14 protein-coding genes and 1 riboswitch are annotated in these 14,252 nt (G+C 43.4%); of the genes, 4 read left to right on the forward strand and 10 right to left on the reverse strand.

Annotated elements, in window-relative coordinates:
* Window positions 1-56: 56 nt before the first annotated feature.
* Together EST42_RS03775 and EST42_RS03780 are read right to left on the reverse strand one after the other, a co-directional pair.
* Window positions 57-926 (reverse strand): IMP dehydrogenase, encoded by an 870-nt coding sequence (locus EST42_RS03775; protein ID WP_134644277.1) that lies wholly within the window; start codon window positions 924-926, stop codon window positions 57-59.
* A gap of 15 nt (window positions 927-941) precedes the next feature.
* Window positions 942-2,084 (reverse strand): IMP dehydrogenase, encoded by a 1,143-nt coding sequence (locus EST42_RS03780; protein WP_134644278.1) that lies wholly within the window; start codon window positions 2,082-2,084, stop codon window positions 942-944.
* 75 nt (window positions 2,085-2,159) lie between these two features.
* A riboswitch (purine riboswitch) is annotated at window positions 2,160-2,258 on the reverse strand.
* A gap of 194 nt (window positions 2,259-2,452) precedes the next feature.
* Between EST42_RS03780 and EST42_RS03785 the strand changes: the two genes are divergently transcribed.
* Window positions 2,453-3,679, forward strand: a complete 1,227-nt coding sequence (locus EST42_RS03785) for a multidrug efflux MFS transporter (RefSeq protein ID WP_134644279.1) — start codon at window positions 2,453-2,455, stop codon at window positions 3,677-3,679.
* A gap of 50 nt (window positions 3,680-3,729) precedes the next feature.
* On the opposite strand, the gene EST42_RS03790 is transcribed toward EST42_RS03785, so the two are convergent.
* From EST42_RS03790 to EST42_RS03810, 5 genes are all read right to left on the reverse strand, one after another.
* On the reverse strand, window positions 3,730-4,338 hold the full coding sequence (locus tag EST42_RS03790) for a DUF1361 domain-containing protein (RefSeq protein ID WP_245150370.1): 609 nt from the start codon (window positions 4,336-4,338) through the stop codon (window positions 3,730-3,732).
* A gap of 77 nt (window positions 4,339-4,415) precedes the next feature.
* Entirely contained in the window at window positions 4,416-5,117 is a 702-nt protein-coding gene (locus EST42_RS03795) for a YigZ family protein (protein WP_134644281.1), read from the reverse strand.
* A gap of 62 nt (window positions 5,118-5,179) precedes the next feature.
* Entirely contained in the window at window positions 5,180-6,490 is a 1,311-nt protein-coding gene (gene obgE / locus EST42_RS03800) for a GTPase ObgE (protein WP_010372915.1), read from the reverse strand.
* Between the two features lie 166 nt (window positions 6,491-6,656).
* Complete coding sequence (uvrC, locus tag EST42_RS03805; protein WP_134644282.1) at window positions 6,657-8,450, reverse strand: excinuclease ABC subunit UvrC; 1,794 nt, start codon at window positions 8,448-8,450, stop codon at window positions 6,657-6,659.
* Between the two features lie 127 nt (window positions 8,451-8,577).
* Window positions 8,578-8,760, reverse strand: coding sequence for a hypothetical protein (locus tag EST42_RS03810; RefSeq protein ID WP_134644283.1), 183 nt, complete (start codon window positions 8,758-8,760; stop codon window positions 8,578-8,580).
* A 185-nt stretch (window positions 8,761-8,945) separates the two neighbouring features.
* Between EST42_RS03810 and EST42_RS11375 the strand changes: the two genes are divergently transcribed.
* A complete protein-coding gene (locus EST42_RS11375) occupies window positions 8,946-9,077 on the forward strand; it encodes a hypothetical protein (RefSeq protein WP_280633870.1) in 132 nt (43 codons plus the stop codon).
* 148 nt (window positions 9,078-9,225) lie between these two features.
* Window positions 9,226-10,494: an ISL3 family transposase gene (locus EST42_RS03815; protein WP_134643756.1), complete on the forward strand. Its 1,269-nt coding sequence runs from the start codon at window positions 9,226-9,228 to the stop codon at window positions 10,492-10,494.
* A gap of 128 nt (window positions 10,495-10,622) precedes the next feature.
* Here EST42_RS03815 and EST42_RS03820 read toward each other — a convergent pair whose 3' ends face one another.
* From EST42_RS03820 to EST42_RS03830, 3 genes are all read right to left on the reverse strand, one after another.
* The gene (locus EST42_RS03820) at window positions 10,623-12,356 is read right to left on the reverse strand and encodes a hypothetical protein (RefSeq protein ID WP_134644284.1); all 1,734 of its coding nucleotides are present in this window, start codon (window positions 12,354-12,356) and stop codon (window positions 10,623-10,625) included.
* Between the two features lie 19 nt (window positions 12,357-12,375).
* Complete coding sequence (locus EST42_RS03825) at window positions 12,376-13,071, reverse strand: hypothetical protein (protein WP_134644285.1); 696 nt, start codon at window positions 13,069-13,071, stop codon at window positions 12,376-12,378.
* 148 nt (window positions 13,072-13,219) lie between these two features.
* The gene (locus tag EST42_RS03830; RefSeq protein ID WP_134644286.1) at window positions 13,220-13,867 is read right to left on the reverse strand and encodes a hypothetical protein; all 648 of its coding nucleotides are present in this window, start codon (window positions 13,865-13,867) and stop codon (window positions 13,220-13,222) included.
* A gap of 130 nt (window positions 13,868-13,997) precedes the next feature.
* Between EST42_RS03830 and EST42_RS03835 the strand changes: the two genes are divergently transcribed.
* Window positions 13,998-14,213: a transposase gene (locus EST42_RS03835; RefSeq protein ID WP_245150371.1), complete on the forward strand. Its 216-nt coding sequence runs from the start codon at window positions 13,998-14,000 to the stop codon at window positions 14,211-14,213.
* The last annotated feature ends 39 nt before the right edge of the window (window positions 14,214-14,252 follow it).

Below are 14,252 nucleotides of genomic sequence, written 5' to 3' on the forward strand. Positions count from 1 at the left end.
ATCTTTTCTTCATTATATACAGTAAAGCGCGGTGTCACCACCGCGCTAAACGTCACTTAATTTTTAGCGTAGTTTGGCGCAGCTTTAGTCAACTCCACGTCGTGAGGATGACTCTCAGCTAGACCAGCTGCCGTGATTTGCACAAATTGTGCTTCTACACGAAGTTGATTAATTGTCGCTGCTCCTGTGTAACCCATACCAGAACGCAACCCGCCAGCAATTTGGAAAAGATTATCTGCCAAGTCACCCGTCATGATTTGGCCATTAACCATCGTGGCAATCGCCCCAGCTGCAATGGCTTTAACAATATCACCTGAGTAACGAATACCAGCACCCAAGATGACGGCGGCATCGAATTCGGCAGCCAATTCAGCAAATGCCAGTGTTGTTGTCACTGTATAAACTGGTTGGACTGGCGTAGGCGCCACAACTAGTGCATCAATCCCTGTTGCCAATACCTGACGGGCAATCGTTTCATCAGCGACTGGACCGACTAAAATTGTCAACGGTGGCACTTGTTGCGCCAGTAACTTGAGTGATTCGATAGCCAAATCAAGTTGATCATCCAATTCATAATAGATGACGCTCGCGCCAGCCGCGTGTAACGTCACAGCTGTTTCAAACGCGTCCGGCGCATTACGGACAGCTACCCCAATCGTCATCGCCTCATCAGCAGCTCGTAAGTCTTGAACATCTTTTAGTTGCGTTTCCCCCGCTGGCAAAATTGCCAGTGCACCGTTTTCTGAAAATTGATGTGCAACTTGCTTATCAGTCATTACCGGTGCCCCAATCACTGGCAATGCCAAGGCAACAGTTGATGACAGCTGCGTGCCCAATCCAACTGAATTTGGTAAGACGTCAGATGCGCGAGGCACCAACAATACTTGATCCAAACTTAACCCTGTCGTAACCGTTTCTGTCGTCATTTTGATGTTCCCTTCCTATTGTTGTGCCAGGATGCGTGCAACTTGTGGTAAATGTGTATAATCAATATCAGCCTTGTCGTTGCGGATATAACCGGCTGTGGCTGCCTGACGAATTGAATTAACACCTGCAGCGCCAAGACCACGGCGAACATCGACCATCACTTGATTTAGGACATCCGTCAGCGCACCCTTGTATGCCGTACGTGCTTCAATCCCTTCAGGAACCATTTTAGTTGCTTCATTCACTTCGCCTTGGAAATAACGATCTTTTGAACCGTTTTCCATGGCAGCAATTGACCCCATCCCACGGTATGACTTGTATTGGTACCCAGTGTGTTCATCAGTAAACACCTCGCCTGGTGATTCAAGCGTACCGGCCAACATTGAACCCAGCATGACCGCATTACCACCTGAAACCAACGCCTTCACAATATCATTGGCGTCTTTGATACCACCATCCGCAATAATTGTCTTACCGTATTGCTTGGCTACTTCAGCTGCCGCCGCAATGGCTGAGACTTGCGGTACACCCACGCCAGCAACTACGCGGGTCGTGCAAATTGAACCCGGCCCGATGCCAACCTTAACCACATCGGCTCCAGCGTCGTACAACGCTGCCGCACCGGCTGCCGTCGCAATGTTACCAGCAATAATGTTCAACGTCGGAAAGGCATCGCGGACTTCTCGTACTTTGCGCAACACCCCTTCGGAATGACCATGGGCTGAGTCAAGGATAATTGCGTCAGCTCCAGTTTCCACCAACGCACCCACGCGCTTGACCGTATCTGAAGTCACCCCAACCGCACCAGCAACCAATAGATGACCATTAAAATCAACCGCTGCTTGCGGGTACCGAGCCGGATCAACAACTGCTTGCTTAACTTTTTGGACCTCAGCTGCTTGGTCTGCAATGACCATATTCTTGTGTACCACACCCATACCACCAAGCAAGGCAATTTGGGTTGCCAAACGAGCTTCCGTCACCGTGTCCATCGCGGCAGATAAGGCTGGCGTATGCAACTGCAATGACGGTGTTAGGTTGGTTGCTAACGAGACATCATTGGCAGGCACAACCTGCGCGTTCGTCGTTAACACTTGCACGTCCTCAAAGGTCAACCCCATTGGAATAAATTTGTTGGTTACACTAAACTGAGACATAAAACCCTCCAAAATTTTTATAACAAAAAAGCATTTCTGGATACAGTGATCCACAAATGCTTGCAAAGAGAGTCTCTTATTCAGTCATTTGCGGATTGTCGCCACTTTCGGTAGGCGGTAGAAACTCGCTGGCCATTTTCCAGCAATTAAATCTGCAAGTGCAAAAATGATTTTTGTGTAAAAGTTATTGTTCAATATATTACACGTCTTATGAAGGATTGCAAGTGCTGATACCGAATAAAATCATTTAACTTACATTTTAAGTTCGGTTAACAGTTTTACATTGGACGTTCGGGGTGCATCTTCCGAAAAATAAGCGTACAATTGTTTTTTGGAATTAAATAACTGTGGACAAAGGAGACTTCTTTATGACCAAGAAACTAGCCGGTCTCCCAACTTGGCAACGTAACCTATTCGTTTTATGGTTCGGTGTCTTTATGACCGGTATCGGATTTAGTGAAGTCTTGCCATTCTTATCACTGTACGTTGATACGCTTGGTAACTTCAGTAAAAATCAGCTCACTTTTTATAGTGGCCTCGCTTTTGCCATCACCTTTTTGATGACAGCGCTTGTATCCCCTTTTTGGGGTAAGTTAGCAGATAGCAAAGGACGTAAGTTAATGCTACTGCGCGCCTCGCTTGGAATGGCTATCGTATTTCTGCTGATGGGGTTCGCCCAAAACATTTGGCAATTAGTTTTCCTGCGGGCTTTGCAGGGATTATTTGGTGGTTTCATTTCTAACGCAAATGCCATGATCGCAACTCAGACTCCTAAAGAACGTTCAGGGTACGCCCTTGGTATGTTAGTGACCGGGGTAACCGGTGGTCAATTACTTGGCCCATTCATCGGTGGTATCTTAGCATCCGTGGTAAGCTATCGCGTTTCATTTTTTATCACTGGTATTATTTTCTTACTTGTTTTCACCTTAACGTTAACTCTCGTCAAAGAGGAGTTTACACCTATTGAACGTGGTGCTTCACCATCGCGCAAAGAAGTTTTCAAACTACTCCCCTTCCCTAAACTGACAGTTGGTTTATTTACCACAACTTTCATTATCCAAACAGTTAATCTGTCAATCAGTCCAATTGTTGCCCTTTTTGTACGTGAGTTAAATCACGGTGCTGGTAGTACAACCTTCCTAGCAGGTGTTGTCGCAGCCATGCCTGGTATCGCAACCATGATTGCTGCACCGCGATTTGGTCGCATCGGAGATCGCATCGGCACACACCGCATGATTATGATTGGTTTCGTCTTGGCATTTATCTTTATGCTGCCAACCGGATTTGTCACAACCGTCTGGCAGCTCGCAATCATGCGTTTCATGATTGGTATCTCTGATGCTACCATGTTGCCAGCGGTGCAAACTATGTTAACGAAATCAACCCCGCGTGAAATTACATCACGTATTTTCGCCTATAACCAGTCGTTCCAATCATTAGGGGCCGTTGCTGGACCAATGCTGGGCACGGTGATTGCAAGTGTACTAGATTATAATGGTATTTTTATTTTCAGCGCGTTCTTAATTGTACTGAATGCCATCCTATTCTTTATCCGTACGCGTTTCCTTCGCGCCGGTGGCAGTCTAGATGACTAAGTTAACCCAAAAAACCGCTCGAGTTTTTGCTCGAGCGGTTTTTGAATAACTTACATTTTTCGTAAGACGTGATACATCAACAAAATAGCCAACTGTAACGCACCAAATGACACCACGAAGACCAAACTATGCATGGTAAACGCCTGGGCGACCTGTGTTAGAACACCATGCATATCCGTCACTAACTCCCAAGAATTTAATCGTAGGAAACGACCCAAATAAATACCAAAGGCAGATAATAAAGATAAACCTGCATAAAAAGTCAACGTCTGCAATGGCATTTTCTCGCCAAAATACGCAATTGCCACTGCGTGAGCTGACGACATGCCAAACAGCATTCCCATCAAAACACCACTGGCCAAGATTGCATAGTTAAAGAATTGCGTTTCCGTCATTAAACCAGTTCCAATTGACGACAAGTGACTAAAATCAGTCACCATATACATCGTATTCGGGAAGAAAACCACCCATGCTGCCGTCAATCCCCATTTCAGCCAACGTGTTGATTTTGTTGCGCAAATCCATAACGCCAAATCAAATGGCACAATGGCCAAAAAGACGTTCCATATTAGAAAATTAAAGTTTGTCGGAAAGTACCAAACAACCAGCATAAAAGCTACTACCAGCACATGGATTTCCAAAATATTCCGCTTCAACACGTTCACCACCTCATGAATTACCTCATGAAAATTATTATACGTCAGCTAGCTTAAATTCGATATAGGGAATTAATCGCTTACTTCAACGAAGATGTTTGCGCCGTCACCCGTTTATCGTATGGCACTTCGAACAAATCAACTTCACCAACTGTTAGATCCGCTTGACCAGCCAACAAATCTTGCACTGACGCCTCAAATGCGTCCGTCGCGTCATCAGCAACTGGCACAGTCAATGTTACCCCAGTATCATACTGCGTATCCAAGATGGTAAACTCATGCTGTTCAAGCCAATACTTGAGCGGCTCATAATTCTTATAGTCAACCCGAATTGACATTTTGTGTCGTTGAATGCGTTCCACTAATCCCAACTCGGCAATGCCACCAGCCACCGTACCAGCATATGCGCGGACAAGGCCACCAGCCCCTAATTTGATGCCACCAAAATAGCGAGTCACGACCGCCACAATACCATGCACCTCATTATTTTTAAATACTTCAAGCATTGGCACCCCAGCCGTACCAGCCGGCTCACCATCATCAGAGTAGCGTTGTACTTGGTCACGGTTACCCAACATATACGACCAAACATTGTGTGTGGCCTTATTATGTTCTTTGTTAATGCGATCAATAAATGTGCGGGCGTCCTCTTCCGTTTCAACACGAGCCATGTTAACAATGAAGCGCGACTTTTTAATCGTTTGTTCCCACGTATATTCTGACGTAGCAATGGTAATGTATTGATCTGTATTCACAATATGTTCAGTCTGATTTCCTGCCATAATGATTACCTCGTTATTAAACAATAAAAAGCCAGATGCCGGCATCTGACTTTTTAATTAACTTACTCTTCAAATTCGAACTGGAAGTCCAAGATTTGAACGGTGTCACCACCACGAGCACCAGCATCACGCAATGCTTCATCAACACCCATAAAGCGCAATTGACGAGCAAAACGCATCATTGATTCCGTGTAGTTGGTATTCGTACGCTTGAATAAGCGCTCAATTTCATCACCGTAAAGTACCCAAACACCATCTTCATCACGATCGATTTCGAATGGCGTCCGTTCCTCAGAGAATTCGTACAAAGCTGACTCTGTGTCGTCAGGCTCCATCCCCTTAGGAATAAAGGCTGGTGTCTCATCCAACAAGTCGGCTGTTCGTTGCATGAGCGGTTCCAATCCTTGGCGCGTCAATGATGAAATTGGCATAATTTCAACATCGTCTGGCACATTTGGATCCGCAGCTAGCTTTTCTTTGAATGTCGCCAATGTTTCTTCGGCATCAGGCATATCCATCTTCGTTGGGACGATAATCTGTGGTCGCTCCAACAAGGCTGGATCATACTCTGCCAATTCATTATTGATCTTCAAGAAGTTTTCATAGGGATCTTCTTCTGGATCGATACCTGACATGTCGATCATGTGCAAAATAACACGCGTACGCTCAACGTGACGTAGGAATTGAATTCCCAAACCGACACCTTGTGATGCACCCTCAATCAACCCAGGCAAGTCAGCCATAACAAAGTCACGACCATCTTCCAAACGAACCATTCCCAAGTTAGGAACCAACGTCGTAAAGTGGTACGCTGCAACCTTTGGCTTCGCCGCCGTCACAACTGACAACAACGTTGACTTTCCAACAGATGGAAATCCAACAAGACCAACATCAGCTAGCACCTTCAATTCAAGGGCGATATCCAATTCTTCACCAGGCTCACCGTTTTCGGCGATTTCAGGTGCTGGATTTGTTGACGAGGCGAAACGCATGTTACCACGACCACCACGGCCACCTTGAGCAACCACCAAACGTTGACCTTGCTCGGTCAAATCGCCAATGACGCGACCTGTTTCAGCTTCAGTAATCGTCGTTCCTTGAGGTACCTTAATAATCAAATCATCAGATGACTTACCCGTCATCCCCTTAGTGGCTCCGTTGCCACCAGGAGTCGCCTTAAAGTGGCGCTTGTAACGGAAATCCATCAACGTACGCAACCCTTCATCAACTTCCATTACAACTGATCCACCGTGACCACCGTCACCACCAAATGGACCACCCATATTAATATACTTTTCATGACGGAAAGAAACGGCACCATCGCCGCCCTTACCGGCCTTCACAAAAATTTTAACTTGGTCGACAAACGCCATGGTTTATGACCTCACTTTCTTTTTTAAGCTCTCACTCTATGATAAGCCAGCTCATCAGATCGATTCATGCGAACAGGACAAGCTGGCACGCCAAACACAAATTCCGTGGTGACAGGCGTATTTTATCGCTTATCATTTTACAGTAATTAAACGGGTTTGACCACCTTTAATCATCAGCATGCTGAATTGCTTGCAACGAAATTTTGATTGCATTAGCCACTTTTTCAGATACGCCCACTTCTCGCAAGTCCGCTATTGAGGCGTTCGCAATCTTATTTAATGAGCCAAACTTAGCCAACAACTTCTGACGCGTCTTTGGACCAACGCCAGCAATTCCATCCAATTTTGATCCCAAAGAGCTCTTAGAACGTAATTGCCGGTGGAACGTAATCACAAATCGGTGCACTTCGTCCTGAATCCGCTGCAACAAGAAGAAGCCTTGTGACTTCGGATCCAAGTTCACGTGGGGCTCACCCTCTTCACGCAACAAGTCTGCTGTTTTATGCTGATCGTTTTTCACCATGGCTGCAACTGGAATATCAAGGCCCAATTCATCCTCGATGACCTCACGAGCAGCATTCAGCTGAATGACGCCACCGTCCATCAAAATCAAATCTGGCATTTCAGCATGTTCCTTAAGCAAACGGGTATATCGACGGCGAATAACTTCCATCGTTTCAGCTCGCTCATCCGCATGCTCGACCGTCTTATTTTTGTACTTCCGGTACTTATTTTTATTAGGGACTCCATCCTCAAAGACGACCATCGCAGATACCATTTCGGCCCCTTGCGTGTGTGAGTGATCGAACGCCTCAATGCGATGGATTTCAGGAATACCCAATGCATCCGCGATTTCTTGCATAGCACCACTTGTCTTCGACTCATTCATTTCCATCAAACGGAACTTCTCATCCAACACAATCTTTGCGTTTTTCTCGGCCAAATCTAATAAATCACGCTTTTCACTACGTTGCGGTGTCCGCACTGGCACGTGCAGCACGTCCGAAATCATCGCTTTGTCAACTCCGGCTGGCACTAATATTTCTTTTGGTAACACGGCATTTTTCCGATTATAGAACTGCAAAATAAAACTAGTCATTTCTTCTTCAGCTGACTCCACAATTGCAAATGTACGCTTCTCACGTTTCATCAGTCGCGCTTGCCGTACGAAGAATACCTGGACGGACAGCCAACCCTTATCCATATAAAAATTAAACAGGTCTCGTGGTGTACCGTCCTTGGAAATAATCTTTTGTTTTTCAACCGTTGTTTCGATAAACTTCAACTGATCGCGTAAATCAGCCGCCCGTTCGAATTCCAAATTTTCCGAAGCCGTATTCATCTTCTCGTTCAGGACTTTTGTCACTTCTTTTGTATCACCATCCAAGAAGTGTTGGATCTTTTTAATTTGCTCTAAATACTCCGTAAATGGCACCTGACGATAGCATGCACCCAAGCATTGTCCCATATTAGCGTACAAGCAAGGGCGACCTTGATAACCGTTACAACGTCGGAGCGGGTACACCTTTTGCAGGAAGTGTAACGTTTCCTGGGCAGCGTAAACGTTGGGATACGGACCAAAGTACTGGGCGCCATCCTCCATAACATCATTTGCCAACTCCAATTTTGGATCGGCCTCATGGGTAATTTTAATGTAAGGGTACCCCGTCCCGCGCTTCAAACGAATGTTGTAATAAGGTTGGTACTTTTGAATCAAGGTGATTTCAAGGAGCAAGGACTCTTTTTCAGAGCTTGTCACTATAAAATCAAAATCCGCGATATTCTCAACCAACTGCGCCGTTTTGCCAGTGTGTTCGCTCTTAAAATACGACCGCACACGATTTTTTAAATTCTTCGCCTTACCAACGTAAATGATTTTGCCGTTGATATCTTTCATTTGATATGAACCCGGCAAGTCCGGTAGCAAGGCTAACTTTTGTTCAATATGTTCTGACGCCATTCGCTTTTCCTTTCGACAAATATTCCTTTCTTATTATACGCTGACATTCGGTTTAATTTAACCCCAGACATTTTAGACAAAAAAAGCACATCCTTGTTCCGGACATGCGCTTTCTTTATTATTTTGTTCAATAAACGTAAACACTGATTGCAGCAACCGTAAGTAAAACACCAGCCATGGCAATTAACATATCTGTCTTGCTTGGCGTGGGCATTGCAGCAGTGCTTGCGGCAAGCCCTTGTTCAGTCAACCCCCACACGCCAGTAATCATCGCGCCCATTGTTAGTGCCATCTTTTGTACAATCTTCATTATGTTGTTAGTCCTTTTCTTATATAATCATCACTTTGCAAAACTTATATTACAGGGCGAGTATGATTGAATTATGAATTTGTAACCGTTATCATTTTTGTGAAAAGTCGTTCTTTGGCATCCATAAAGTCCCAATTAAGTTAACGTGTTATACTAGAGGTAACATTTTAACCGGGGGTGCTACTATGCCATTGCAAACAAAGCGAACTGATAAACTAAGCAAGCAATTTGACGATTTATTTGTCATGCCTGATGTCAAAGACGATAATAAGGATCGTTTCTTGGGTAAGAAGGACGAAGAACAACTAAAGCGTTAACAAAAAAGGGTTCTATTCTTTTTGGCGTTGGTGGTTAATCGCCAACGCTTTTTTGCATTTATCAATCATTCTCAGAACAACAATAAAAACACCAATAGCTCGGTGTATCCTAAAGTCGTCTAAGACCAAAATACAAGGAGAGCTATTGATGTCTTTAAATGATTCTATCCTACGTAGCGTCGGATTAACAGACCCAAATTTCGAATTTTTAATGGATGATAACGGTGAATTCAACCACATCTCATATCGTGGAAAAGATAATCATAAAACTATCGTTTATGAAGCTGCACTACACGGTGATATGGATCGATGCACGTTGTGTGGCCAAGAGAGCATATTAACCAAAAATGGTTTCAGCAAACCCACCGAAGTAAAGCTACCCGCAACTAACGGTTTCGACAACCGCCTACGCCTGCGTAAGCAGCGCTATTACTGCCATGAGTGCAACGCTTCCGTAGTTGTGTCATCACCCGATTTAGAAGAAGCCCGAAACATCTCTAAACCCCTACGCCTTCAAGTTATTCGACTGGCTATGGAGGATATTTCAGAGAAAGTTATCGGTTTTATTTTGCGTCTTTCACACTCAACAGTTCACCGTGTTATCAACGACGAACTCCAGGATTATCGTTATGACTACAGTCATTTACCAGCAGTTCTAAGCTTCGATGAAATTCGAATTAGCAGATCATACGCTTTCGTGTATGCATCACCTGACAACTTTATGGAGATATTGCCAAGTCGTGATTTAAACACAATCCGAAGTTATTTCTATGGCTTCTCTTTGAAGCAACGCCAGGCAGTCACGCACGTCGTCATGGACATGAACGCTAGCTACGCTACCCTCGTGCCGGAACTATTTCCTAATGCCCAAATTGTCATTGATCGATTCCATATCGTTCAACTAATGACCCGTGCCATCAACACTATTCGCACAGGCATTCAGCATCTACTTGATAAGCACTCTCGTGAATACAAAATAATGAAAAACGGCTGGCGCCTTTTCCTCAAAAAATACAGCAACTTAGAAACTACCCATCGTAAATATATGCGAGGCTTGAACGAATATATCACGGAAGAAGAAGCTCTCACGCTAGTGTTCAAATCATTTCCGGTTCTCGAGGCGGCTTATTTAGTGTACCAAGAAGCTTTAGAAGCAATGGACAAGCGTAGCCCCGAGCTAATTCATGCATTGATCAGCACTTACAAACCGGTGGGTTCCGCCATGGACGTGACCATCGGTACTTTTAAGCGCAATTTAAAAGGCATCCTCGAAAGTCTTCGTTGCCCATGGTCAAACGGTAAAATCGAAGGCATCAACCGTCGCCTTAAGCAAATAGCTCGTACCGCATACGGTTATCAAAACCTCGGTAATTACATGCGACGCATCCGTATCCAAATGAAGTATGGAAAATTCTAAAAAAAGTGGTGACAACATTTCTGTCATCACCACTTTTGCGACTCTTCAAATCGCGTTACTTTTCAATTTTATTGTCGACCAACGCTATTTGGCATAGAGCCTTAATTTATAAATAAGAGACCTTTATTTTATCTGTCATATTTTTTAAAAAAATTAAATGTAATAACAGCGACCGTTAGTCCCCACCCCATTATGCTCAAGTACATTCCCAATTTAGTGATTGTGGCAGGGCTATACGAAAGTACAAGCCTATTAACACCTCTTCTATCGGCGACATATAAGGCACCGACTGTATTCCGCTTAAGCCTATTTACATTTAAAAATTGTCCGTTAAGCACTACTTTTGTGCGTTCGTAGGCAACGACAGGGATTAATCGCTTTTTGTTAGCAACATTGCTCTTCCACTGTAATGTCATCGTCCCATCCACATTAACAATGTGTTGGTAAGGACGCCATTGCTTTGAAAATGAGTTCATGTAGGCATCATAGGTCGGTTGATGCGTTTCAATTGTCGAATCAACTGGCACATAATCTGGTGTCGTACGATCAACATGATAAATCAACTTACCCATATCCCCATCATGGAATAGCGGTTGAAGCTGCACAAACTTATGAATGTCTGGTGAATAAACATTGCGAGACGTTGCCTGCAATCCAGCGTACAGTGGTGTCTTCTCATTTTGAACATAGTAGACATTGTTCGCAACCTTCTGAGTCAGAAGGAGCACGGATACTACTGCAAGAATTACTGGCGTAAGGCTACGCACAACGTTATTGTCCGGACGTACTTCCATAAATACATTACCAACTACGACAATAGTTAGCGCATATCCCGTCAAGCTAATTCGACGCGGCATCTGCAAGAATGATCGTAATCCTGGATAATTAGTTTCCAACAAGTGCCACGGTACAAGTGAAGTCCCCACCACCAAATAAACAATGGCGAGAATGGCCATAAATCGAGTTAATACACTCAATTTTTTCCAAAAAGCAATTGTCATACCTAACAATAGAAAGGCCATGACAGAAATCACGATGTCACTATTCGAATTAACTCCCGTATACGTCGGCTGAAAAATTGGGCTTGTTTGCGGCATCATGTTCATCGCAACAGGAGAAATCAAAGTATTTCGATATACCTCAGCTAACGGCATAATCGTGTTCAAACTTAATACAATCGCCAATATCGAAGCTAATACTATCCGTCCTAAAAATCGCAACTTAGCTTGTGCGACCCAGACACCATGAGCAAAGAACGGCAACAACATTGGTAAAACAATCGCTACTGTTAACACTTGGAATTGTGCCAACAAAGCGACGACGACACCCAAGTACACCGTTTGACGCCAATTAAAACGGCCTTCAAACAAGTGCACCAAACTTGGAATGACCAGTGGCACAATTGCTAAAGCAATTGACTTCCATGTTGCTCCAAAAACAAAGCCATACACGGCAGCGGAAGATGTATATAAGGCACCCAAGCTTAACGCCCAACGTTTTGTTAATCCAATCTTTGTGGCTGCAAAATACATCGTCAAAATTCCCAATGCGTAAACAATGTATAACGTTAAAATTTGAAATTTATACCAAGTGCCTGCAATCAACAGTAATGCGCCGAAGAAATAAGTTACAAACGGACTATAAACTTGGTTTACAATACGACCAGCTTGTTGAAATGTATATAAATTCAAAAAACTCAAATTACGATCTCGCAGCTGCATTGCTGCTTCGAAAATACGATTGTAATGAAAATAACCATCTACACCTAATAGCGCCGTACCATTAAATAAAATGGGACTCATAATCAACAATGGCACTATCAATACCACAAGTATTACCTGCCAATTAACCTTTTTAAACATAACGCCTACTCCTAATGCCTTATTGGCCCTTCATTAATTCTGCACCGCAATTAACAACTAAGTATGACTGAAGCGACGGACCCCAGTCCATCGCTTCAAATTCGCGTGTACCACCATCCTGCGTCGCATAAACACCTATATCAAAATCTGGATAAGTTAGACTGCCGACTAGCCATTTCGTCATTGGAATGGTTGAGTAAGCACCATCTGTAATGTAATATAGCTTCTGGTCCTTTTCATTAAACGACAAAAGCTGTGTATAATATCCAGGTTTGCTACGAATAACCGTCGGCGTTACCGAAAACTTAGGTTTACCGTCAACCATCCTACCGTGATACAACCTCACATCCCCATTCTGTAGATTAGTATCTTTTTTTGTCTTATTTGTGACGACAGATACAATATACATGTTTCCAGTTTTATCAATCGCAAAATTACGTTCACTATTTATTTTGTCATGCGACCGCGGATCAGTAAATGAAAAATCCGCACTTTCTACAGGCGCAAGTTTTTTCAAATCAGCTTGTGTCAATGACTGCTTATAGGCGTCGTCCCATTCAGCCATTAACCATAATCGCTTAGATTTGGAATCAAACGACAGTGCCTGACCATGGACTGTATAAATTTCAGGTCCGACCTGCACTGAATCAAGCGCCTGCAACATCTTCGTTGCTACAAACCTTTGACCATTAACTAGCTTTTCTAATTCACGCAATCTATTTTTGCCGCCACCAATTACGCCTGCTCTGCCGAATTTTTTAAGTCAAACATCACAACACGGCCATACTTCTTTTTGGTGTTACTCTCGTAAACAATATATAATTTATCGCCATGGATCATACTACCTTGCGGACTAACCCAATTCACCAAATTCGTTGTTTTGGTTGGTAACAACAAATAGTTTCAAACTTTGTAATTGATCGAATCGAATTAGGCCGAGCGGTAATAACATTTGTTTCGTCATTATCAGAACGATTCATTTGCATTGGTAATGTCGTTTGATACGCAATTTTGTTTGTAAACGACAAGCCTGTCTTAGGCGTATTTACAATTTTGAAATTCTTAATATCAAGCCGACTGTTACCAAATGATATGTCCCCAAAGCTCTTCTTTAGCGGCTGCAATACTGATGTCAGGACGTGCCATGCAGCAAGTTGAAAATCACTTGATTTATTTAAAATGTTCCCATGTGGATCTAATAATTCGAACCTTATTCGAGCATCCTTATTTAGTTTCTCAGATAAATTAAACTTAAAGCTCTGATTGATACGAATACAGTGCTTAAAGATAATCCGTTCAGTATTAAAAACTGCTAAATCAACCGGTGAGTCTAAATAATAGCCCTTCGCACCAATTGCACCCGAAATAACGTTGCTATTATTTTTCGTTGTTACATTGTCATAACTCACAGCGGTATATTCAGGCGCTGCTTCAAGCCTAATGTAGGTAATCCGCATATCCGGTAGAATTTTCAACTGATCAGGTGCTGTTACTTTCCTCGCAAAAAACACGTTTAATAATACCTGCTCTTATGATGAGATTCCGGACTAGTTTTTCTAGTTTGGTAAAATATCATCATAGGGGCATTTTTATTTATGGTTACACGTTATGAAGAGGGCTTTAAAAAAGTCCATCGTTGAAATGGTTAAAGTGGGCCGTCTGCCCGATGAACTAGCGACGGAATACGGGCCGTCAGCTGATTCGATTCGAAATTGGGTTAAGAAGTACGCCCCCGTAGACGTTAGTGGCCAGTCAGTTTCAGCCAATGAGCTCAAAAAATTGCGCAAAGAACTCGCAATCTTAAAAGAGGAAAATGAAATTTTAAAACGAGCGGCGGTGTTGCTGGCAAAACATTAGTTTTGCGCGGTAGAAGTGTTGTTTTGCCAATTATCGACA

Source organism: Weissella cibaria, assembly GCF_004521965.1.
GTDB lineage: Bacteria > Bacillota > Bacilli > Lactobacillales > Lactobacillaceae > Weissella > Weissella cibaria_A.

What these genes read in the sequence shown, in the direction of transcription:
- EST42_RS03775 (WP_134644277.1), bottom strand. Translation starts at nt 926, where the DNA reads ATGACGACAGAAACGGTTACGACAGGGTTAAGTTTGGATCAAGTATTG.
- EST42_RS03780 (WP_134644278.1), bottom strand. Translation starts at nt 2,084, where the DNA reads ATGTCTCAGTTTAGTGTAACCAACAAATTTATTCCAATGGGGTTGACC.
- EST42_RS03785 (WP_134644279.1), top strand. Translation starts at nt 2,453, where the DNA reads ATGACCAAGAAACTAGCCGGTCTCCCAACTTGGCAACGTAACCTATTC.
- EST42_RS03795 (WP_134644281.1), bottom strand. Translation starts at nt 5,117, where the DNA reads ATGGCAGGAAATCAGACTGAACATATTGTGAATACAGATCAATACATT.
- obgE (WP_010372915.1), bottom strand. Translation starts at nt 6,490, where the DNA reads ATGGCGTTTGTCGACCAAGTTAAAATTTTTGTGAAGGCCGGTAAGGGC.
- uvrC (WP_134644282.1), bottom strand. Translation starts at nt 8,450, where the DNA reads ATGGCGTCAGAACATATTGAACAAAAGTTAGCCTTGCTACCGGACTTG.
- EST42_RS03810 (WP_134644283.1), bottom strand. Translation starts at nt 8,760, where the DNA reads ATGAAGATTGTACAAAAGATGGCACTAACAATGGGCGCGATGATTACT.
- EST42_RS11375 (WP_280633870.1), top strand. Translation starts at nt 8,946, where the DNA reads ATGCCATTGCAAACAAAGCGAACTGATAAACTAAGCAAGCAATTTGAC.
- EST42_RS03815 (WP_134643756.1), top strand. Translation starts at nt 9,226, where the DNA reads ATGTCTTTAAATGATTCTATCCTACGTAGCGTCGGATTAACAGACCCA.
- EST42_RS03820 (WP_134644284.1), bottom strand. Translation starts at nt 12,356, where the DNA reads ATGTTTAAAAAGGTTAATTGGCAGGTAATACTTGTGGTATTGATAGTG.
- EST42_RS03835 (WP_245150371.1), top strand. Translation starts at nt 13,998, where the DNA reads ATGGTTAAAGTGGGCCGTCTGCCCGATGAACTAGCGACGGAATACGGG.